This window comes from Papillibacter cinnamivorans DSM 12816 (genome assembly GCF_900176335.1).
GTDB classification, from domain to species: Bacteria; Bacillota; Clostridia; order Oscillospirales; family Oscillospiraceae; genus Papillibacter; species Papillibacter cinnamivorans.
In genome coordinates, this window is record NZ_FWXW01000010.1 from 43,733 (window position 1) to 61,977 (window position 18,245).

At 55.9% G+C, this 18,245-nt stretch carries 21 protein-coding genes and 1 tRNA gene; 10 read left to right on the forward strand and 12 right to left on the reverse strand.

Features of this window, described 5'->3' with window-relative positions:
- Positions 1-77: 77 nt before the first annotated feature.
- From hslO to B9A13_RS12415, 3 genes are read right to left on the reverse strand one after another with little or no spacing between them, the layout of a single operon-like run.
- Positions 78-986, reverse strand: a complete 909-nt coding sequence (hslO, locus tag B9A13_RS12405; protein ID WP_084235476.1) for an Hsp33 family molecular chaperone HslO — start codon at positions 984-986, stop codon at positions 78-80.
- On the reverse strand, positions 976-1,737 hold the full coding sequence (locus B9A13_RS12410; RefSeq protein ID WP_084235477.1) for a class I SAM-dependent DNA methyltransferase: 762 nt from the start codon (positions 1,735-1,737) through the stop codon (positions 976-978). The genes hslO and B9A13_RS12410 overlap by 11 nt, the downstream gene beginning before the upstream one ends.
- Entirely contained in the window at positions 1,734-2,021 is a 288-nt protein-coding gene (locus B9A13_RS12415) for a YerC/YecD family TrpR-related protein (RefSeq protein WP_084235478.1), read from the reverse strand. The genes B9A13_RS12410 and B9A13_RS12415 overlap by 4 nt, the downstream gene beginning before the upstream one ends.
- Before the next feature lie 141 nt (positions 2,022-2,162).
- Here B9A13_RS12415 and B9A13_RS12420 point away from each other — a divergent pair, with 141 nt between their 5' ends.
- From B9A13_RS12420 to B9A13_RS12430, 3 genes are all read left to right on the forward strand, one after another.
- A complete protein-coding gene (locus B9A13_RS12420; RefSeq protein ID WP_084235479.1) occupies positions 2,163-2,879 on the forward strand; it encodes a DUF3298 and DUF4163 domain-containing protein in 717 nt (238 codons plus the stop codon).
- A 253-nt stretch (positions 2,880-3,132) separates the two neighbouring features.
- On the forward strand, positions 3,133-4,419 hold the full coding sequence (locus tag B9A13_RS12425; protein WP_084235480.1) for an adenylosuccinate synthase: 1,287 nt from the start codon (positions 3,133-3,135) through the stop codon (positions 4,417-4,419).
- 170 nt (positions 4,420-4,589) lie between these two features.
- A tRNA-Pro gene (locus B9A13_RS12430) sits at positions 4,590-4,666 on the forward strand.
- Between the two features lie 386 nt (positions 4,667-5,052).
- Here the strand turns inward: B9A13_RS12430 and B9A13_RS12435 are convergent.
- The 3 genes from B9A13_RS12435 to acrC all read right to left on the reverse strand — a co-directional run bounded on the left by B9A13_RS12435 (position 5,053) and on the right by acrC (position 7,605).
- Positions 5,053-5,310: a DUF5104 domain-containing protein gene (locus B9A13_RS12435; protein WP_084235481.1), complete on the reverse strand. Its 258-nt coding sequence runs from the start codon at positions 5,308-5,310 to the stop codon at positions 5,053-5,055.
- Between the two features lie 211 nt (positions 5,311-5,521).
- Entirely contained in the window at positions 5,522-6,406 is an 885-nt protein-coding gene (locus B9A13_RS12440) for a MaoC/PaaZ C-terminal domain-containing protein (RefSeq protein ID WP_084235482.1), read from the reverse strand.
- Between the two features lie 56 nt (positions 6,407-6,462).
- Positions 6,463-7,605: an acryloyl-CoA reductase gene (gene acrC, locus B9A13_RS12445; RefSeq protein WP_084235483.1), complete on the reverse strand. Its 1,143-nt coding sequence runs from the start codon at positions 7,603-7,605 to the stop codon at positions 6,463-6,465.
- 320 nt (positions 7,606-7,925) lie between these two features.
- Here acrC and B9A13_RS12450 point away from each other — a divergent pair, with 320 nt between their 5' ends.
- Together B9A13_RS12450 and B9A13_RS12455 are read left to right on the forward strand one after the other, a co-directional pair.
- Positions 7,926-8,966 carry a DUF697 domain-containing protein gene (locus B9A13_RS12450; protein WP_084235484.1) on the forward strand — a complete coding sequence of 347 codons (1,041 nt, stop codon included), beginning with the start codon at positions 7,926-7,928 and terminating at the stop codon, positions 8,964-8,966.
- Between the two features lie 24 nt (positions 8,967-8,990).
- Positions 8,991-9,635, forward strand: a complete 645-nt coding sequence (locus B9A13_RS12455) for an HAD family hydrolase (RefSeq protein WP_084235485.1) — start codon at positions 8,991-8,993, stop codon at positions 9,633-9,635.
- A gap of 204 nt (positions 9,636-9,839) precedes the next feature.
- Here B9A13_RS12455 and B9A13_RS12460 read toward each other — a convergent pair whose 3' ends face one another.
- The 5 genes from B9A13_RS12460 to B9A13_RS12480 form a co-directional block, all read right to left on the reverse strand.
- Positions 9,840-10,448 (reverse strand): carboxymuconolactone decarboxylase family protein, encoded by a 609-nt coding sequence (locus B9A13_RS12460; protein WP_084235486.1) that lies wholly within the window; start codon positions 10,446-10,448, stop codon positions 9,840-9,842.
- Positions 10,449-10,894: 446 nt separating this feature from the next.
- Positions 10,895-11,278, reverse strand: a complete 384-nt coding sequence (locus B9A13_RS12465; RefSeq protein ID WP_084235487.1) for a MerR family transcriptional regulator — start codon at positions 11,276-11,278, stop codon at positions 10,895-10,897.
- Between the two features lie 34 nt (positions 11,279-11,312).
- Complete coding sequence (locus B9A13_RS12470; RefSeq protein WP_084235488.1) at positions 11,313-12,428, reverse strand: aldo/keto reductase; 1,116 nt, start codon at positions 12,426-12,428, stop codon at positions 11,313-11,315.
- Positions 12,425-12,865: a DUF1893 domain-containing protein gene (locus B9A13_RS12475; RefSeq protein WP_084235489.1), complete on the reverse strand. Its 441-nt coding sequence runs from the start codon at positions 12,863-12,865 to the stop codon at positions 12,425-12,427. Before B9A13_RS12475 ends, B9A13_RS12470 begins: the two co-directional genes overlap by 4 nt.
- Positions 12,858-13,415, reverse strand: coding sequence for an ECF transporter S component (locus B9A13_RS12480; protein ID WP_084235490.1), 558 nt, complete (start codon positions 13,413-13,415; stop codon positions 12,858-12,860). The genes B9A13_RS12475 and B9A13_RS12480 overlap by 8 nt, the downstream gene beginning before the upstream one ends.
- Positions 13,416-13,797: 382 nt before the next feature.
- Between B9A13_RS12480 and B9A13_RS12485 the strand changes: the two genes are divergently transcribed.
- The 3 genes from B9A13_RS12485 (at position 13,798) to B9A13_RS12495 (ending at position 15,845) form a co-directional block, all read left to right on the forward strand.
- Positions 13,798-14,265, forward strand: coding sequence for a 2-thiouracil desulfurase family protein (locus B9A13_RS12485; protein ID WP_084235491.1), 468 nt, complete (start codon positions 13,798-13,800; stop codon positions 14,263-14,265).
- Positions 14,266-14,547: 282 nt separating this feature from the next.
- Positions 14,548-15,183, forward strand: a complete 636-nt coding sequence (locus B9A13_RS14605; protein ID WP_084235492.1) for a TetR/AcrR family transcriptional regulator — start codon at positions 14,548-14,550, stop codon at positions 15,181-15,183.
- A complete protein-coding gene (locus tag B9A13_RS12495; RefSeq protein WP_084235493.1) occupies positions 15,180-15,845 on the forward strand; it encodes a DUF998 domain-containing protein in 666 nt (221 codons plus the stop codon). The genes B9A13_RS14605 and B9A13_RS12495 overlap by 4 nt, the downstream gene beginning before the upstream one ends.
- Positions 15,846-15,896: 51 nt before the next feature.
- On the opposite strand, the gene B9A13_RS12500 is transcribed toward B9A13_RS12495, so the two are convergent.
- Complete coding sequence (locus B9A13_RS12500; protein ID WP_084235494.1) at positions 15,897-16,235, reverse strand: hypothetical protein; 339 nt, start codon at positions 16,233-16,235, stop codon at positions 15,897-15,899.
- Positions 16,236-16,513: 278 nt separating this feature from the next.
- On the opposite strand from B9A13_RS12500, the gene B9A13_RS12505 reads away from it, so the two are divergent.
- Positions 16,514-16,975 (forward strand): DUF6323 family protein, encoded by a 462-nt coding sequence (locus B9A13_RS12505; protein ID WP_084235495.1) that lies wholly within the window; start codon positions 16,514-16,516, stop codon positions 16,973-16,975.
- A gap of 9 nt (positions 16,976-16,984) precedes the next feature.
- Positions 16,985-18,241: a DUF6179 domain-containing protein gene (locus B9A13_RS12510; protein ID WP_084235496.1), complete on the forward strand. Its 1,257-nt coding sequence runs from the start codon at positions 16,985-16,987 to the stop codon at positions 18,239-18,241.
- Positions 18,242-18,245: the final 4 nt, after the last annotated feature.

Sequence of the window (18,245 nt, forward strand, 5' to 3'; positions counted from 1 at the left end):
CTCCCTCAAGCAGCGAAGTTAATTATACTAAACGACTTTGCGTCTGTCAACATCAAAAAAATGAAAATTGAACTTTTTTACGGAGCCTCATTTCTTCGGGATTTCAGCCTTGCGGAATCGGCGAGTCCCAGGATTTCCTCCTTGGTATAGTCGTACACCCTGTCGCAGAACTGGCAGGTGAGCTCCGCGCCCCCCTGTTCTTCCGCCAGGTCATAAAGTTCCTGTCTCCCCATGCTGATGAGCGCCCGGGTCACCCGGTCCCTGGTGCAGTAGCATCGGTACTCCATCGGAAATGACTCCAGGATTTCCGGATTGAGTCCCGCCAGCGCCCGCTCCAGAAGCGTCTCCGCGCTGCCCCCGTTGGTCAGGATGGAGGTCACCGGTCCTGCTTCCCGAACCGCCTGCTCAATTGTGTCGATGAGGTCTTCCTCCGCGCCCGGCAGGAGTTGGATGAGATATCCTCCCGCCGCCAGCACATGGTGATCCACGTCCACCAGAACACCCAGGGCGCACACTGTGGGCGTCTGCTCGCTTTCCGCGAAATACGCCGCCACGTCCTCGGCGATCTCCCCGCTGACCAGGGGTACGCTTCCCACGTAAGGCTCTTTCAGCCCCAGATCCCGGGAAATCGTGACGGACCCGTCGGTTCCCACTCCCCCGCCCACGTCCAGCTTGCCGTTTCGCTTCAGGGGAAGCTCCGCATCCGGATTCTGCAGGTAGCCCCGGACGTTGCCTCCGGAATCGGATACCGTCAGAATGGTCCCCAGGGGTCCTCCTCCGTTGATGCGCAGGGTGACGGATCCTGCCTCCTCCTTCAGCATGCTGCCCAGCATGGACACAGCCGCCAGTGCCCTTCCCAGGGCCGCGGTGGCAAGGGGGGTCGTATTGTGGATTTTTCTCGCCCGCTCCGTAAGCTCGGTAGATGTAATGGCAATTGCCTTTACATATCCGTCTCCGGCGATTGCTTTAACGATTTTATCTGCCATTGAAGTTGTTTCCCCTTTTGGAACAATAAAAAATTCTGTCCTCCCCGGGCTTCGGCGGCCGCATCTTCCGGTCCCCGTAAGTGCGGACGTCTTCGAAGCCCGCCGCAGCAAGGGCTCCTGTAATCTCCGGAACCTCGAAAGCGTATTCCTCGACGGTATCGTCGCTCCTGATCCAGCATTCCCCGTCCCGCTCGAAAATATCATACCAGAGGCGGCAGGTTCTGCTGCTTTTAGAGTACTCTCCCCGCCACGCGCAGAAGAGGTCCTCCCGCTCGTCCAAAAACAGCTCTCCGTCCAGCCCCTTGAGTTTTTCCGCCGAATTGACGTCAAAAATAAAGACCCCTCCGGGCGCCAAAAACAGCTTTACCCGGGAGAACATACTCGAAAGCTCCCCCGGTCCTTTCAGATGATTGACGCTGTCCAGGCAGCAGACAACTGCGTCCACCGTCCCGTAAAGGTCCAGCTCCGTCATGCCCTGCCGGATAAAAAGCGGACGGATGCCCGTGATCCCCAGGGTCTTCCCCGCAGCCTGCGCCAGCATCTCCGCAGAAGCGTCCGCTCCGATGGTCTCGTACCCCCGCTCGGCCAGGATCGCCGTAAGGCTTCCCGTTCCGCACGCAAGGTCCAGCACGGTGTGTACCGGAATTGCGCTCCGTTTGAACAGCTTTTCCAGGAAGTCCGCCCATCCGGGATAGTCCACGTCCGCCGTCAGAGTGTCGTAGTGCCGGGCAAGGCCTCGGTATGTGTTCATTTCCGGATCCGGTCAAAAACCACCCGGTAACCGTTTGCGCCGTAATTGAGCGACCGGTTCACCCGGCTGATGGTGGCGCTGCTGGCCCCCGTTTTCTTGAGGATGTCGTTGTAGATCATCCCCTCGTCCAGCAACAGGGCCACCTCAAACCGCTGCTCCATGGCCCGCAGTTCCGCCACGGTGCACAGGTCGTCGAAAAAACGATGGCATTCCTCCAGGGTCTCGAGCTTGAGAATCGCTTCGTACAGCTGCTCGTTTCTTGGCTTTTTCAAATCTTTAGGCATGTCCGGCACCTCCCGATACCCGTATTTTAACACACTACAGTATGGAAGTAAATAGCGGAATAAAAAATCCTTTTCCCTTCACAATCCCCTCTCGCGCGCATACACTGTTATAGCCCATAGCCGCGAAAGGAGCTGATCGGTTTGCTGAGAAACCAGACCTCGGTGGAGCTGGAAACGGTTTCCCTCAAGCGCGAGATGACCCATGAGGGGATTCCCGTCCTCTCCGTCTCCGTAAGCGTCCCCAGGATCGTCCGTCCTGTGCGCCCCGCCGCGGCAAAACGCATCAACCGTTATTATCAGCATGCATGTAAAGTGTTTTTGCATTACTGCGAAACCTACTTGTTCAAGCTCGCTGTGGAGGAGTTCGAAGGTGCTCTGGCAAACAGCTTCCCCTTCCGGAAATTCGACGCCGTCTTTACCTATACCGTCACCTGGAACCAGGATTGCGTCCTGAGCCTCTATACCGACAGTTACGAGTATACCGACGGCGCCCACGGGAACACCGTCCGTTACGCGGACACATGGGATCTGAATACAGGCTACCCTCTTCCGATTACCGCCTTCTTTCCCCATGGCGCGCCCTGGCGCAAACGGTTGATTGCCGGCGCCGCGAAACAGGCGGAGGCGGGGATCGCCTCCGGCGAATCCATGTATTTTGACGACTATAAAAAGCTCCTTGTCAAGCATTTTAACTCCCAGAACTATTATCTCGTGTCAGAAGGCCTGGCCGTTTACTATCAGCTGTATACCATAGCGCCCTATGTGGAGGGCATCGTCTCCTTTGTCATGCCCTTTGACGAGAGCGAGGGCCCCTTCCACCCCCGTTGTCCCCGGGAAAATGCCCGGGCGGACCTCTGAAACTCGGGCAGGCTCTCCCCCTTTTTTCCGTTTTTGTAAGCCTCTCCGAAGCTTGAAACCTCCGACGGCCTTCGGCCGGTTTAATTTATTGCCGGATTTCTTGCGCCGGAGGATAAAATACGATATAATAGTTCTGTTGTTTGCGTCCGGTGAAAATCCATTTCGGACGTCGGACCGCTCCCGCCGCCCGGACAGGCTTTCCTGCCGCAGCTGCCGGAGGGCCCGGGACTTTGCTTTCTTGGAGGAATCACACATGGTAAAAGCGATTGTTGGAGCAAACTGGGGCGATGAGGGCAAGGGGAAAATCACCGACATGTTTGCCGAAACCTCCGACGTGGTCATCCGCTTTCAGGGCGGGGCCAACGCGGGGCATACCATCATCAACGACTATGGAAAGTTTGCCCTTCATCTCCTGCCCTCGGGCGCTTTTTTCCCGCATATCACCAATATCATCGGAAACGGCGTGGCCCTCAATATCTCCGCTCTCATTAAGGAACTGAGCACCCTGAAGGCCGCGGGAGTCCCCGCTCCCCGCCTTATCGTGTCCGAGCGCTGCCAGATTCTGATGCCCTATCACGTCCAGCTGGACACCTACGAAGAGGAGCGCCTGAGTGACCGCCAGTTTGGTTCCACCAAATCCGGTATCGCCCCCTTCTATTCGGATAAATACGCCAAGGTGGGCATCCAGGTCTGCGAGCTGTTTGACGAAGCCCTCCTCCGGGAACGGCTGAAAACGGTCTGCGGTATTAAAAACGTCCTCCTGGAGCATTTGTATCACAAACCTCTTCTCGACCCCATCAAGCTCTTTGACGAGCTGATGGTTTCCCGGGATCAGATCGCCCCCTACGTGGGAGATGCCCTTGGTTTTGTGAAAAACGCCCTTGCCGAAGGGAAAAGCGTCCTTCTGGAGGGCCAGCTGGGCTCTTTGAAGGACCCGGATTTCGGCATCTATCCTTTCACCACCTCCTCCTCCACCCTGGCGGGCTTCGGCTGCATCGGCGCGGGCGTCGCCCCCGGCGATATCAGCGAGGTGATAGCGGTCACCAAGGCCTATTCCAGCGCCGTTGGAGCCGGTGATTTTGTCAGCGAATTGTTCGGCGACGAAGCTCAGGAGCTGCGCAGCCGGGGCGGAGACGCCGGAGAATACGGAGCAACCACCGGTCGGCCCCGCCGCGTGGGCTGGTTTGACGCCGTCGCCTCCCGGTACGGCTGCCGTGTCCAGGGCGCAACCGGCGTGGTCCTCACGGCCATCGACGTTCTGGGATACCTGGACGAGATTAAGGTCTGCACCGGATATGAGATCGACGGAAAGGTCACCGAAGACTTCCCCGTCACTCCCCTTTTAAACCGCGCCAAGCCCGTTTATACCGTTCTTCCCGGCTGGAAAACCAACATTCGCGGCGTCACCAGCTACAAAGAGCTGCCCAAGGAAGCTAAGGATTACGTGGACTTTATAGAATCCCAGATCAAAGTCCCCATTATCCTGGTCTCCACCGGCCCGAAGCGCCATGAGATCATCCGCGACAGGCACGGTTCCTGACTCCTCCGCAGGCAGACAAACCGATCATCAAAGGCGCCGGTGAAAATCCCCTGGATTTTTACCGGCGCCTTTTTATTGTGTCTCCCCTCTGCCCTTCCCTTTTTGATTAATTTATGAGTTTTCCCACTTGCATCCCGGTATAATCTGTGGTATTCTATTTAGGCTGATAACCGGGTGTGGCGAAGTTTGGTATCGCGCTTGAATGGGGTTCAAGAGGCCGCTGGTTCGAATCCAGTCACTCGGACCAATCGAAAAAGTATCGAAATGGACTTTTTTATGTCTGTTTCGGTACTTTTTATTTTTGTTTGGAAGGCATAAACTCTTTCCTTCTTCCACTTTTTCTAGATCACCAGAGTTCATCATCGCCCAATATTCACCCATGTAATATTTCATTTTTGTCCCCCTTAACATTAAGTCTATTCTTTTCCGTAACTGTACTTCTCCTTATATTACGGAAATACTGGAACAGGAATTGGTGCAGGAGCCGGAATGGGGCTTGGAACGAAATCCGGCATTAGTACAATAATTAGGGCAGAAGGGTTTATATTCGTTTCTCCACCACTTTGATCTATATAAGTTGTCCCATAGTAATCGGGTGTCACAGGGAGGAGTTTCACGGAACGTGTCATGGATTCACTCCACTATAAATATCCCTGCACGCATTCTATCTTGCCAAGATCCCCATTCGCCACTATATGATGTTTTTGATACTTCTAACATATAAACACCCTCATTATCAGGGTCTATGGTGTCCACATTATAATCTATTACGAAAAATGAATACTCTTCTTCATTGGTTTTGACTTTAAAACCTGGACGAATCATCAGGGACTTGTTCCCGTTTTGTATTGATCCGTCAGAAGACCAACTGTCTATTTCTATCCACTTTATCTGCTGTTATAAATTAACGAAAATACTATTTCCTATCCTCCATTATATCTTATATAATACACGAACTCCCCATTATTTTACATTGTTATCTATAAAAAACGATTCTTCCGGTCACATTTATCCCGAACCGGAAGAATCGTATTTTTTTATTCTATGATTATAGCAAAATGAATCAATGGAACTGTCCCCTGTGTTCCGCGCGTTTCCCGGCCTATTTCCATTCGAACACGCCGCGGTTCAGGACGGGCTTTCCGTTTGTGAGATTCATAAACCGGAAATACGCGGTGCCCTCCCCCATTTTCCACAGCTGCAGGCGCACCGGAGTATCCGGAAAGAGCACCGAGCTCATCTGCGCCGCCATGCGCGTCATGCGCTCGGGCTCGCCGGGGATGAGGGCCGCGATGGCCATGCGGCAGGAAAAGCCGAAGGAACACAGGCCCTGCATGAAGGAGGTCTCAAACCCCATCCGCCTGGCATATTCGGGGTCCGCGTGCACCAGGTTCGTATCTCCAGTGAGACGGTACAGCAGGTTTTGTACGGGACTGATGTAGTCGTCGGCTTCATAGTCCGGTGAGCGGTCTGGGATCTCCACCGTGCTTTTGGGCATGGGCGGCCCGCCGAAGCCCCCCGCCTCGTGAAAGAAGGTGGTGGAATAGTTGGTGCAGACGTTGTTTCCCGCCTCGTCCCGGACGATCACCCGGGTTTTCACCACCGCCCCCTTCCCTTCTCCGCGGTCATAGACGTCGGTAATCGCGTCCTGCCACTGGAAGGTGCCCTTGATGGGATCGATGGGACGATGCATGACGATCTCATGGTCCATGTTCAGGAAGGAAACGGTGGGCTGGATGATTTCGTCCGCCAGCATGGACGCGGGCAGGGGCATCCACTGGTAAGGCCGCACGTTCACGGTCCCCCAGTAGGGTACGGCCCCGTAAGTGGGGATGGCCTTGATATATTTTTCGTACGTATAAATGAGATCCTCCCGCTTGGCTCCCACGGCCAGCGCGTACAGCGCGACGTCGCGCCAGTTGTACTCCAGATACCGCGGCTCCATCTTTTTGCCCGCGAGAAGTTCCGATAAATTCCGTCTGCTCATGTTGTAGCGTCCCCTTTTCTTTATGCTTTCTCCGTCGGATGCGCGGAAACCCCGGTTCAGCCGAGAACGGCTCTCGAGATGACCACCTTGTGGATTTCCGAGGTTCCCTCGTAAATCTCCGTGATCTTGGCGTCCCGGTACATTCTCTCCAGCGGATAGTCCTTCATGTAGCCGTAGCCCCCGTGGATCTGGAGGGCGAGATTGGTCACGAAGCGGGCGTTTTCCGAAGCGTTCAACTTCGCCATGGCCGCCTCCTTCGTGTGGGGCAGTCCCGCCGATTCCAGGTAGGCCGCGTAGTACGTCAGCCACTTTGCCGCTTCCATCTTGGTTGCCATGTCCGCGATATACCACTGCAGCCCCTGCAGCTCGGCGATGGGCTTCCCGAACTGCACCCGCTGGTGCATGTATTTGACCGCTTCCTCCAGCGCGCCCTCCGCGATCCCCAGAGCCTGGGCGGCGATGCCGATGCGTGCGGCGTCCAGGCCGATCATGGCGTACTTGAAACCCTTTCCTTCCTCTCCCAGAAGATTTTCCCTGGGAACGCGGCAGTTTTCGAAAATCAGCTCTACCGTTTCCGAGCCGTGAAGGCCCATCTTTTCCTCCGTTTTCCCGACGGAAAACCCCGGAGTCCCCCGCTCCACCAGAATACAGGAGAAACCCTTCAGCCCTTTCTCCGGCTGGGTCAGGGCGATGAGGGCGACGTATTTTGCTCTTCCTCCCCCCGAGATAAAGCATTTCGTCCCGTTGATGACATATTCGCCGGACGCCTCATCCAAAATCGCGGTGGTTCTGGCGGAGCCGGCGTCGGAACCCGCTCCGGGCTCGGTGAGGGCAAAGGCCGCAAGGCAGCCGCCGGACGTCACCTCGGGCAGATATTTTTTCTTTTGTTCCTCGCTTCCGAATTTGAGAAGGAGAAAGGCAAAGAGCATGTGAATGGAAAGGACGGCCGCGGTGGCGGCGCACTTTTTGGCGATCTCCTCCACCACGATCACCTTATCCAGCTGATTCCCGCCGCTCCCGCCGTATTTCTCGGGAACGCACAGGCCCGTAAACCCCATCCGGACCATCAGGTCGAACAGATCCTGGGGGAATGCGCTTTCCTTGTCGATCGCCGCGGCGCGCACCGCTACCTCTTTTTCCGCAAATTCCCTCGCCATCTCCCGAATGGCCAGCTGGTCCTCGGTCAAACTGAAGTTCATTCTCTTTTCTCCTTTCCATATTGGGCGTTGGTTACAGCTTCTTGCAGACCGGTGTGTCCTCGCTACAGACGGAAATACGCGTTCGGTCCGTGTTCGGTCCGGCGGATCCGCCGCTTTGCTGTCTGCCTTTGGAAAATGGTGCCGCGTCTTCCCTTTGATTTTATCTTATACTGCCGGGCCTTTACAAGACTCGCTTTACAAAACTGCCGCTGAAAAACGCACCAGTTGTTTGCCTTCCCGGGGCGAATCCTGTATGATTAGATTGGAATGTGGAAAAATTTCGTCAAAATTTCAATCATTCAGGAAGAAGGTGACGTATTATGTCAAAAAAAATAGATACCGCCGAAGACACGGCCGGCCTTTTTGACAAGAAGCCCTATATCAGTCTGCTCACCGCAGTGGCGGCCATTCTCCTCATTTCCTTTGCAATTATCATGATCAATCAGGCAGCCCAGCTTGTGTCTTTGGCCATGTCCGTCCACTCTGTTTTCGGGAAGGCCTTATTCATCTTCTTTCTTCTTCTTGCCCTGACGGCCGTGCTGGGTACTCTTCTGATTTTGCTGAAGCTGGACAAGCCTCTCGCCATACCGGATGAAACAGATCAAGCGGCATATTCCCTCTATTTGTCCCAACTGAAAAAGCGGCTTATGAAAAACAAATATCTCAAAAGCCAGAATTATGTCTGGGATGGCGCGAAATCCGATCTGGAATCCGTCGACGAGGCGCTGGGGCAATTGGACCGGAAAAGCCAGAGCATCATCAAAAAATACAGCTCCGCCGTGTTCATCACCACAGCCGTTTCGCAAAACGGATCTTTGGACGGCGTTTTCGTGTTTATCACCATAATAAAGCTGATATGGCAGGTATCCATGCTGTATCGTCAGCGCCCCGCCGTCCGGGAGCTGATAAAGCTCTATTCCAATGTGTTTGCCACGGCCCTTCTTGCCCGGCAGATTGACGACATCGACATCATGGCCGAACAGCTGGAACCCGTTTTGTCCGCGTTTCTGGGCGGGACGGTGGGAAACATGGTTCCCGGCGTCAGCTATATCGGCTCCTTCGTGGCCGACTGCATATTGGAGGGCGGACTGAATACTCTCCTCACCCTGAGAGTGGGCCTGATCGCCCAGAAATACTGCCGCAGCATGGTAAAGGCCGAGCCGAAGACCCTGGGGAAAACGGCGACCGTGCAGGCCTGCGCTATGCTGGGAGATATCGTGCTGGAAAACTCTAAGCGGATCACGAACGCTCTGCTCAAAGCGATGCGAAATGCCACCATCAGTCCCTTCGTCAAGGGGAAAAACAAGATCTCCGAGGCCTTTGAGAAGAAGTTTTCCGAGCGCGCAAAGCCGTCCGTATAATCGTATGAAAGAGAGAAAGCAGACATGCGTGTGGAATGTATCCTCTTCGACGCCATGGGCGTCATCTTCCCCGTGGGGGACGATACCAACGACATTCTGGTGCCCTTTGTGCAGGCACGGAACCCGGATATAACCTCAGAAGAAATTAACGCCCTGTATTCCGATGCCAGCCTGGGCCTCATCTCCCCGGAAACCTTCTGGTGGAAATGCCGCATCCCCGGAGCCGCCCCGGAAGCCCTGGAGGAATCCTATCTCTCCTCTTTTCCGGCTCCGGACAAAGCGTTCTTTCCCCTGGCCGAAACCCTCCGGCAAAGCGGCTTCCGCCTGGCCATGCTCTCCAACGACATCGGCCCGTGGTCCGCGTATCTGCGGAAAAAATCCGGTCTTGACGCTCTTTTGGAGTGTTCGGTCATCAGCGGCGACGTGGGGATCCGGAAGCCCGACGCAGGGATATATCAATATGCTCTTGAAAAACTCGCCTGCCGGCCGGAGGCCTGTTTGTTTATCGACGACAGGATGAAAAATCTCCTGCCGGCCCGGGAAATGGGGATCCAAGTGCTCCGGTTCGCGTGGGAGTCGGGGCTCCCGGACATGGGATCGGGTATCCCGTCGATCTCCCGCTTGGGGGATCTGCCCGCCGTTTTGCGGGACCTATCCGAATCCCTGTAAATTTCGCCGGAGCTGTTTTGCCGCTTTTTTCGCTTATAGGCATCGCCCCGCGGTTTTCCCTTCTGCGTCTACCGTGGATCCCGTTCCCGCTCCCAATCGCGCTTTTCTTATAAAAAGCACTCCCGATGCCGCAGCGTCTGGAGTGTTTTTTTATAACGAAATAAACCTGTTCGGTTTAGCGGCGGCTTCCCTCCCCGCCTTCTGTCAGCTGAAAGCGATCAACGGCAGCCGCAGCAGGGCGGCCACCAGCGCGTTTACGATCACGCAGGGGATAAACACGGCGAACGTGGCAAGCATCGCGATTTCATACCAGATGCTGCTGCGCGGATCCGATGCCTTTCCCGAAAAACGGGCCAGAAAGCTCCCCAGAGGGATCCCGTAGGCGTTTCCCATCATGATCATGCGGATCGCCCCCAGTATGGCGGCGCTTTTTTCTTTGCCGTACTGCCTCACGACGGAATTCCAGGCCTCTTCCGAGGGCCTACCCCGGCTGTCCGCGTAGTGCTGCGCGAAGAGGTACGCTGTCATTTCCTCCGGTTTGACGCCGGATGGATCGCCGGAGAGCAAAGCTTCGATTTCCTCCCGGCTCATCCCGCTCTCCAGCGCCATCTTCGTATGGGCGTATGAGCAAAGGGCGCATTGATTGACCTCGGTCACGGCAAGCATCAGCCGCTCCATGAAATCGCCCGACAGCATGCCGTCCCTGCGTCCTTTCCGAAGCCCCGGGATGGTGTACATCGCCCGGAAAAAGATCATATACGCTTCGCCTACGGAATAGAGCTTCCGTCCGGCGCTGTTCTGTTTCGCGGTCATTCCGGGTCTTCCTTTCCTTCCGCCGTGACGCGGGCCAAAACCATGAGTCATGGTTCATCCTAATAATACCACCCGGAAAAGCTGAAATCAACGGGGCCGGTTCTCTCCCGCTCCCGCCGCATTTCTGCCGGGGGAGAAAATAATCCTTACGGCGTATATTTCCTGCCTGAAATCAAAATCGGCGAGTCTGAAAGCCCATACATGAACTCCAACTCATGCAAACGTGTCCCACCCGCCCATAAATAGGTTATTTACGTCCTTGCCTCCCTTGTCAAAGGGATGGGGACCGCTTCAGCGGTGGTGGGATTCTAATTCGTGAAATAACATTCTTGCTGGATCGCTTTCTATTTTCTTCCACGAGCTTAGCGGGTGGTTTTCTGCATTACACAACAAAACAGCGCTCCCCCAAGGGAGCGCTGTTGCTGTTTTCCTTAAGGGGCTGAAAATTATTCCTCGTCCCGCCAGGATAAAACGCCGGTCTCCATGGCCTTTTCATACCTGCCGATCTTGTAATCCAGGCGCTCCAGGGTGCTTTCGATAGCCCGCTTCTGCTCCAGAAGCTGCTCCCGCTGTTTCAGAAGGAGCTCCCGCCGGGCCGGGATGGTTTCGTTTCCCTCCTGGGTCAGCTTCAGATACTCGATCATCACCTCCACCGGGAGCCCGGCGCTGCGCAGGCACTTGGCCAGCTCCACCCATCTGAGGTCGCCCTCGGTGTAATCCCGCAGGCCTCCGGAGGTCCTGTTCACCGGGGGGATCATGCCCACCCGCTCGTAATAGCGCAGCGTGTCCTGGGTGAGGTCGTATTGCTTGCTCACTTCCGCAATGGTCATTGGATTTCCTCCCCGGCTCCGGCCGAAATTCGTTCTATTTCTCGAAGGTTGCCGCTACGTCCTTGAGGTATTTGGTGATCTCAATATGCTGCGGGCAGGTCTTCTCGCACTTGCGGCACTCGATGCAGTCGGACGCCTTGCCGTACGCCTGGGCGAGATTGGAATAATACGCCGCGTGGATGGAGAAAAGCCTGGAATTCCACTGCTTTTCCGTATTGTACAGCGCAAAGTACTTGGGGATCGGAATATTCTTCGGGCACCCATCGACGCAGTACTGGCACGCGGTGCATGGGACGGTGATGGACCGGTTGATGATCTCCTTCGCCCGGTTCAATACCTCGCTCTCCTCCGGAGAAAGGGGCTGGAAATCCTGCATCGTGGCGGTGTTGTCCAGCATCTGCTCCAGATTGGACATGCCGGAGAGCACCATCATCACGTTGTCGAGGCTCGCCGCGAACCGGATCGCCCAGGAGGCAGTCGATTTGTCGGGCGCGAGTCCGTGCAGGATCGCCTCCGCCTCCTCGGGAATGGCGGCCAGCGTTCCGCCCTTGAGCGGCTCCATGACCACCACGGGCTTCCCGTGGCGCTTCGCCGTTTCGTAGCACTTGCCCGACTGGATCGTGGCGTTGTCCCAGTCCATGTAGTTAAGCTGCAGCTGGACAAATTCCACCTCGGGATGGGCCGTTAGGATTTCGTCCAGCAGTTCGGGGCTGTCGTGAAAGGAAAATCCGATCTTTCTGATCTTCCCTTCCGCCTTCTTTTGGGATATGAAAGCGAAGCTGTCCAGCTCCTGGGCGACGCGGTAGTGGTTGACGTTGAGATTGTGAAGCAGATAGTAGTCGAAATACGAAACGCCGCATTTCTCCAGCTGCTCGTTGAAGATTCTCTCCTGATCCTCCGCCTTCTTCAGGAAGATCATCGGCAGCTTGGTGGCCAGCGTAAAACTGTCTCTCGGGTGCCGCTTCACCAGCGCCTCCCGCACTGCGATCTCGCTTTTAAAGCCGTGGTACATATAGGCGGTGTCGAAATACGTGAAGCCCCGCTCCAGAAATATGTCTGCCATACGGCAGAACTGATCTATGTCGATTTCTTTCTGCACGTTCGGGTCCGGCAGCGGAAGCCGCATGCACCCAAAACCTAACTTTTTCAATTTCCTGCCTCCTGTGTTTCGTTTTTCAGTCTTAGAAGGGTCTGTTTCACCGCCTCCAGGGCCAGGGCCGGCTCCTCGATCTCCTTGACCGCCCGTTCCATGGGGCAGGGTCCCGTCCCCGCGCGGTTGATGATGCTGCCTGTTATCGTGTCACAGGAATTGCGGATTCCCCGATGGGTGAGGATGTCTTTGGCCGTCCCGGTCATCACCGGCGCATAAACCTCCCCGACCCCCGCCAGCACGAAAAGCATGGCGGCGGCCTTGCCGATCACCTTGTCAGCGGCGGAAAACCCCCGCAGATCCGTGCCGGCGTCCAGCCATTCCACCACGGGGGTCACTCCCCGGAGCGTGCTGGTGTATACCGTTCCCCCCCTGCACAGAACGCAGGTGTACCCGCCCTGGGAAAGAAGCTGCTTTGCTTTGTCGATATCACGCATGGCTGCCTCGTCTTTTAGCCGCCCAGAGCAGGATCAGCGGAACCAGCAGCCACTGCAGAGCCAGGCCCGGCAGGCCGGTCACAATGCTGTTCCAGATGACGGGAATCTTCACCGCCGTGTTGCCCAGCCCGTAGACGGCCAGAAGGATCGCCGCAGCGCGCACCGCGCGTCCCGCGATCTGCACGATGATCACTTTGAAAAGCGAGGGCAACCGCACTTCCCGCAGCAGGCCGGCGAAAACCCCGTACGCGGCCAGCTCGATCACCATAAACGGCAGCATAACAAGGCCCGGCATCCCTGTAAGGGAATAGCTCACCATCGGGCTGAAAGCGCCGGCCAGCAGTCCCGCCAGCGGTCCCGCCAGAAACCCCACCAGCAAGACCGGCAGGTGCATCGGCAGGAACATCTCCCCCAGCGCCGACCCCATTCCCGTCGCCGCCCCCAGAGTGTGGAAGATCTGCGGCAGCGCCACGGCGGCGACCACCGCCGCGATGGTGGACAGGGCCTGTGTCCTCGCGGACATGCGTTTTTTGACCATTGAATTGTTCATGACGGTACCTCCTGATTTTTCGTTCCGGCTTCTCCCGGAATTGGCAAAGAGCAAAGCTCTGTGCTTTCCCCTCGTTGTCTATTGAAAGCATAACACCTGGAGTACACTCCAAGTCAAGAGTTTTTTTCGATTCCGCCAGAAAAAACGATTGGAAAAATACAGCCCCGCCTTGCCTGTGCAGGATACAGGCCAAATGAATACCCTTCCCCCATTTTCACCATATTTCTCCCCCCTCCTTACTCCAAACCCAGCCAAATCTCCGAAATTCTCCTCCCGCCGTTGCCGAACCCCCTTCCTTCCTCTATACTGGTATCAACACAATGACGTGTCCTGCCCTGGCAAACCGGCTTTCTGAGAAAGCCCCAACAAAAGGAGGACAGCCATGAAAAAGATTCTGGTCAGTGAATGTCTCTACGGCGGAAGGATCGTCCGCTACGACGCCGGCGATGTTGCCGAGCGTGATCCCCGGTTTTTGAAGTGGAAGGAGGAGGGCCGCTTGGTGCCCATCTGCGCCGAGGTCTTCGGAGGGCTCCCTATCCCCCGCCCCGACTCCCAGCGCGTGGACGACAAGGTGCTCACGGGTACGGGAGCGGACGTCACCGCGGAATACACCGCGGGGGCTATGGAGGTGGTGCGGCTCGCCAAGCTCAACAACGTCGCCTTTGCCCTCATGAAGCAGGACAGTCCCTCCTGCGGCAGCCGCTTTATTTATGACGGGACCTTTACGGACACCAAAATCCCCGGCCAGGGCCTGGCCGTTGAGCTCCTGCGGAACGCTGGCTTCAAGGTCTTCTCCGAGGAGGACCTGGACGCGGCCGAGGTATATTTAAACGCCCTGGAAAACGGATAAAGCTTGTCCTAAAATATAGTGCACCAAGGAACCGATCCGCGGATAAACCGTCCCGGATCGGTTCCTTCATTTTAATAACACTATTATCCAATAAAAAATTAAACAAGACAGTACGGTTGTCCCCCCGCCGGAGGTGGGGGGACAACCGTACTGTCTTGTTTGTTGGATCGACATTTTTGTTGAAGTCCAGCCCTGCAAAAAACCCGTGTTTTTCCCTTGACAGCTAATAACTGTTAGCATATACTTAAGCTAACAAACGTTAGCTTAAGGGAGGAAGGGAAAATGAAACGTACGAATACAAGGCAGCGCATCCTCAGCGAAGCGCTCCGTCTCTTCGCCGCCGGCGGCTTCGACGCCGTCCGCGTTCAGCAGATCGCCGACGCCGTGGGTATCCGGGCTCCTTCCCTGTATAAGCACTTTAAAAGCAAGCAGGACATTTTCGATACCATACTCGAGGAAATGGAAAAACGCTATCAGAAGCAGATGGGATCGCTGCAGATGAATGGCGCGGAACCCGGCAAGGACGCTTCCCTTTTCACATCCATGAGCGAGGAACAGCTGGTCCAGACCGGAAAAATCCTTTTCGGCTATTTTCTTCATGACGAATACGCCGCCAATTTCCGCCGGGCCCTTTCCATGGAGCAGTACCGAAGCCCTAAACTGCCCGCGCTTTACGCAAAACAGTACATCGACGATCCTCTTTCCTTTCAGGGCGCCCTCTTCGGCATGCTGATTCAGACCGGGAACCTTCTCCCGGAAGACCCCGGAGTTATGGCGCTGCAGTTTTACTCCCCCGTCTTCCTCCTGCTCACTCTATGCGACTGCCGACCGGAAAGAGAGCCGGAGGCGACGTCCCTTCTGGAAAAGCACATCCGGCAGTTTTACCGGCTGTACGGCAATAAGGAGAAAAAGGTATGAAACGGACATGGCTGAATTGGCTTGGCCTTCTGGGAGCGGTGAGCTTCCTTTCCTATCTGGCGGCGGTTCTCTTCTCCCCTCTTGCCTACCCGGGGTACGACTGGATGAGCCAGGCGGTGAGCGACTTGAGCGCCGCAGACGCACCCTCCCGGGCCCTTTGGAACCAGCTCGGATCGCTTTACGGCATCGGCGCGGTCCTCTGCGCGGCCGCGGCCTGCGTCTTTGTCCGCGACAGGCTGAATCGGACCCTCCGGGCTGGAATCTGCGCCTTTGCCGTCATGAACGCGGTTTCCTTCGTGGGCTATTCCCTCTTTCCCCTCACCGGCAGCGGCTACGCCGGCACCTTTCAGGATAAGATGCACGTGGCGGTCACCGCCCTGGTGGTGCTCCTGTCCATCCTCTCCCTCGTTCTGATTATCACAGGCGGATTCAGAGGCCGGACCTGCCGCTCACTGGCCCTCTGGGCCTCCGCTGCTCTGATCCTCATGTTCGTCGGAGCCGTCGGGACCGGCCTCGCCCCCAAAGCCCTCTTCGGTGTCTTCGAGCGCTTCAGCACCCTCTCCGCCTCCGGCTTCACCATGGTCCTGGGACTGTATCTGTTTGCCTCCTTCGCGGGAAATGCAAAGGCCGCCAAAGAAAAATTGCACCCGATTGCCGCCTGACCGGCTCCATAATCGAAAGAAACGCCATGATACGGTTTCGTATCATGGCGTTTAGAATTCCTCCCGGTTTTTATCCCTGTGGTACACGTGCGTGATCTCGGAATAAGCGTCTTTTAAAGTGAGCACATCCTTTTCCACCTCATAGGAATACAGAAAGGTGACGTCCTTGCCGGTGATCGTAACCTTGTTGTCGTAAAGCAGGGTATACTCGTACGTGTCAAAGTTGATGCTGACCTCGCCGATCCCGTCAAACGACATCCGGTTTCCGTCGTCGGAGACCCAGTGACCTTTCAGCGAATTTTCGCCAAAGCCGAGAAATCCCTTCCCGGTGAGGAAAAAGAACAGGATCAGGATTGCCCCTAATAACCATTCACTTGCGTTGATTCCCATACCGTGCCTCCACGTAAACAAAACGGTCTGACGCTGCTGCCTGCCGGAATCATGCGGATACGCGCGGATATGCTCGCTCTGAATGTTCTATCATTTTAATTGTATCACACTGCGCATTGCCGTTCAAGCGCAGCGGCCGGGTTCCGGTATCCATATAAATTAAATCCGCGGATAAATATTCCGCGGATTTTCTGTAATTATACTACCACAAATCGGGGGAAATTTCAAGTCTTGTAAACTTCGTCCGCCGGAGATATCCTGTTGTGGGAGGCGAAATCATGGACGATACTGAAATGCTTTCTTTGATTTCATCGCAAACGGCCCTGGAAACGGAAGAACTGCGAAGCTGCAACGCTTTAACACTGCGGTACGGCCTTTCTCTTTCGGACGCCCAGATCCGTAATCTTGTACAGCGGCGTTTTTCCGCCCTTAGGGACACGGGACGGGTGGAATTCGGCTCCGGTATCCTGAAAAAGCTTGCGGTGGAATTCTGCGATTCTCCCTATATTTCCCAGGAAAACTACGAGGACACTCTTCTCGAGCTTCAGGACTCCTTTTACTACTTTAAAAACGAGTCTCAGGACCAAATCCCCGACGACGAGCTCATTTCCTTCATGAAGCGGTGCTTTGACGGCGTATGCCAGGGTTCGCTGGACTATTTGAGCGGCACCACCCTGGAGGATCTCTGCCGCAACACCCGATACGGATACAAAACGGATGGGGACGGCCGTCTTTTTTAAGGAGGACGCATGGAACAAAAAGAAATTCTTCCTCAGAAGCCTGCGCTCTCCGGCCGTCCAGCCGCCCCATGGGACGCGGAGTCTCTCCGCCCCGCCCTTTGGGAGCTTCTCGGCCGCCGCGTCCGCCGCTATACCATGGCAGACAGCTCCTCCGTCCCCGCGGAAACCGCCGGAGAGCTTCTGGAGTCGATTCTGTATTCCATCGGGCTGGCCGTCTCCGCCGGAGCTCCGCCGCCGGAACCCGGAAATTTGGACGCGCTCCTGGAATTTTCCTGGGGCGTCATCGAGGAGCGTCTGGGTGAGGCCAAAGAACTTCTTAAACGGGCGAAAGCATCCTTGCCCCCCGCCTCCGCAATGGCCCAGGAGAGCACCCTTGAGGAAATGGATGCCTTTTTTCAGCGGTACGACTACCGTTTTTTCGCCCATCAGATCCCCTGTTCCGTCGATTATCCCCTGTGCCTGCCCGTTCCGGAAAATCTCGGGGGAGTGGAATATATCCGGGAATACCTGCGCCGTCTGGCGCTGGAAAATGCCTTTTGCCTGCGTCTGGAGGAGTACGCCGTCACAAGGCTTGCTCTGTTTCACTGCCGCGGCGACCTGTCCATGCCTGTAAACCTATATTCCATTACAGTCCCCAATGCCTTGGCCTGCAATATATTAGGCGAACCCATCCGTTTCCTGGACATTTCCCCCGCCGGACAAATCCTGCTGCTGAATCAGTTTAAAAGCGCCTCTCCGGAAGAAGTTCGGGAGGAGCTTAACTCCTCCGCGTTAGCTCTGTACCGTGAACTGGGGCTCAGCGGCCCGGAAGAGCGGGAATATCTGGAGATCGCGGCCGGGAATCTGGTTCACCGAATCATTGCAGCGGCGAAAAGCGGAGATCTTGCGGGAGTCTTCCCCTCTCTGCCGGATAAACCCGATGTGGTTTTTTCCGCCCCGATGTTTGCCGATAATGAAACCATGGACGACGGGACCCTTCGTGACCTCGCGGAAACGCTTTCCGATTGCTCCTCCGTTTCGGAAAAGGTGGATCTGGTGCTCCGGAATGTGCACAGTCTCCGGGATCTCGTGGAAATCCTGAACCTTTGCTTCTGGGAGGATGAGCCGGACGAAATGCTTCGCTCTCTCGACGGGGATACGCTCTTCTTGCTCCGCGCATACGTCCTGAAAAAGGGGCCGGACTGGCACAGCGAAACCGGCTGGGAAACGCGGCTGCCCAAAATAGCGCCGCCTCAAAGCCGGAATATGCCGCATCGCAAGGATTGATACC

Bases quoted from the DNA above. Each gene is read 5' to 3' on its own strand.
- hslO (WP_084235476.1), bottom strand. From the start codon at position 986: ATGGCAGATAAAATCGTTAAAGCAATCGCCGGAGACGGATATGTAAAG.
- B9A13_RS12410 (WP_084235477.1), bottom strand. From the start codon at position 1,737: ATGAACACATACCGAGGCCTTGCCCGGCACTACGACACTCTGACGGCG.
- B9A13_RS12415 (WP_084235478.1), bottom strand. From the start codon at position 2,021: ATGCCTAAAGATTTGAAAAAGCCAAGAAACGAGCAGCTGTACGAAGCG.
- B9A13_RS12425 (WP_084235480.1), top strand. From the start codon at position 3,133: ATGGTAAAAGCGATTGTTGGAGCAAACTGGGGCGATGAGGGCAAGGGG.
- B9A13_RS12440 (WP_084235482.1), bottom strand. From the start codon at position 6,406: ATGAGCAGACGGAATTTATCGGAACTTCTCGCGGGCAAAAAGATGGAG.
- acrC (WP_084235483.1), bottom strand. From the start codon at position 7,605: ATGAACTTCAGTTTGACCGAGGACCAGCTGGCCATTCGGGAGATGGCG.
- B9A13_RS12450 (WP_084235484.1), top strand. From the start codon at position 7,926: ATGTCAAAAAAAATAGATACCGCCGAAGACACGGCCGGCCTTTTTGAC.
- B9A13_RS12455 (WP_084235485.1), top strand. From the start codon at position 8,991: ATGCGTGTGGAATGTATCCTCTTCGACGCCATGGGCGTCATCTTCCCC.
- B9A13_RS12460 (WP_084235486.1), bottom strand. From the start codon at position 10,448: ATGACCGCGAAACAGAACAGCGCCGGACGGAAGCTCTATTCCGTAGGC.
- B9A13_RS12465 (WP_084235487.1), bottom strand. From the start codon at position 11,278: ATGACCATTGCGGAAGTGAGCAAGCAATACGACCTCACCCAGGACACG.
- B9A13_RS12475 (WP_084235489.1), bottom strand. From the start codon at position 12,865: ATGCGTGATATCGACAAAGCAAAGCAGCTTCTTTCCCAGGGCGGGTAC.
- B9A13_RS12480 (WP_084235490.1), bottom strand. From the start codon at position 13,415: ATGAACAATTCAATGGTCAAAAAACGCATGTCCGCGAGGACACAGGCC.
- B9A13_RS12485 (WP_084235491.1), top strand. From the start codon at position 13,798: ATGAAAAAGATTCTGGTCAGTGAATGTCTCTACGGCGGAAGGATCGTC.
- B9A13_RS14605 (WP_084235492.1), top strand. From the start codon at position 14,548: ATGAAACGTACGAATACAAGGCAGCGCATCCTCAGCGAAGCGCTCCGT.
- B9A13_RS12495 (WP_084235493.1), top strand. From the start codon at position 15,180: ATGAAACGGACATGGCTGAATTGGCTTGGCCTTCTGGGAGCGGTGAGC.
- B9A13_RS12500 (WP_084235494.1), bottom strand. From the start codon at position 16,235: ATGGGAATCAACGCAAGTGAATGGTTATTAGGGGCAATCCTGATCCTG.
- B9A13_RS12505 (WP_084235495.1), top strand. From the start codon at position 16,514: ATGGACGATACTGAAATGCTTTCTTTGATTTCATCGCAAACGGCCCTG.
- B9A13_RS12510 (WP_084235496.1), top strand. From the start codon at position 16,985: ATGGAACAAAAAGAAATTCTTCCTCAGAAGCCTGCGCTCTCCGGCCGT.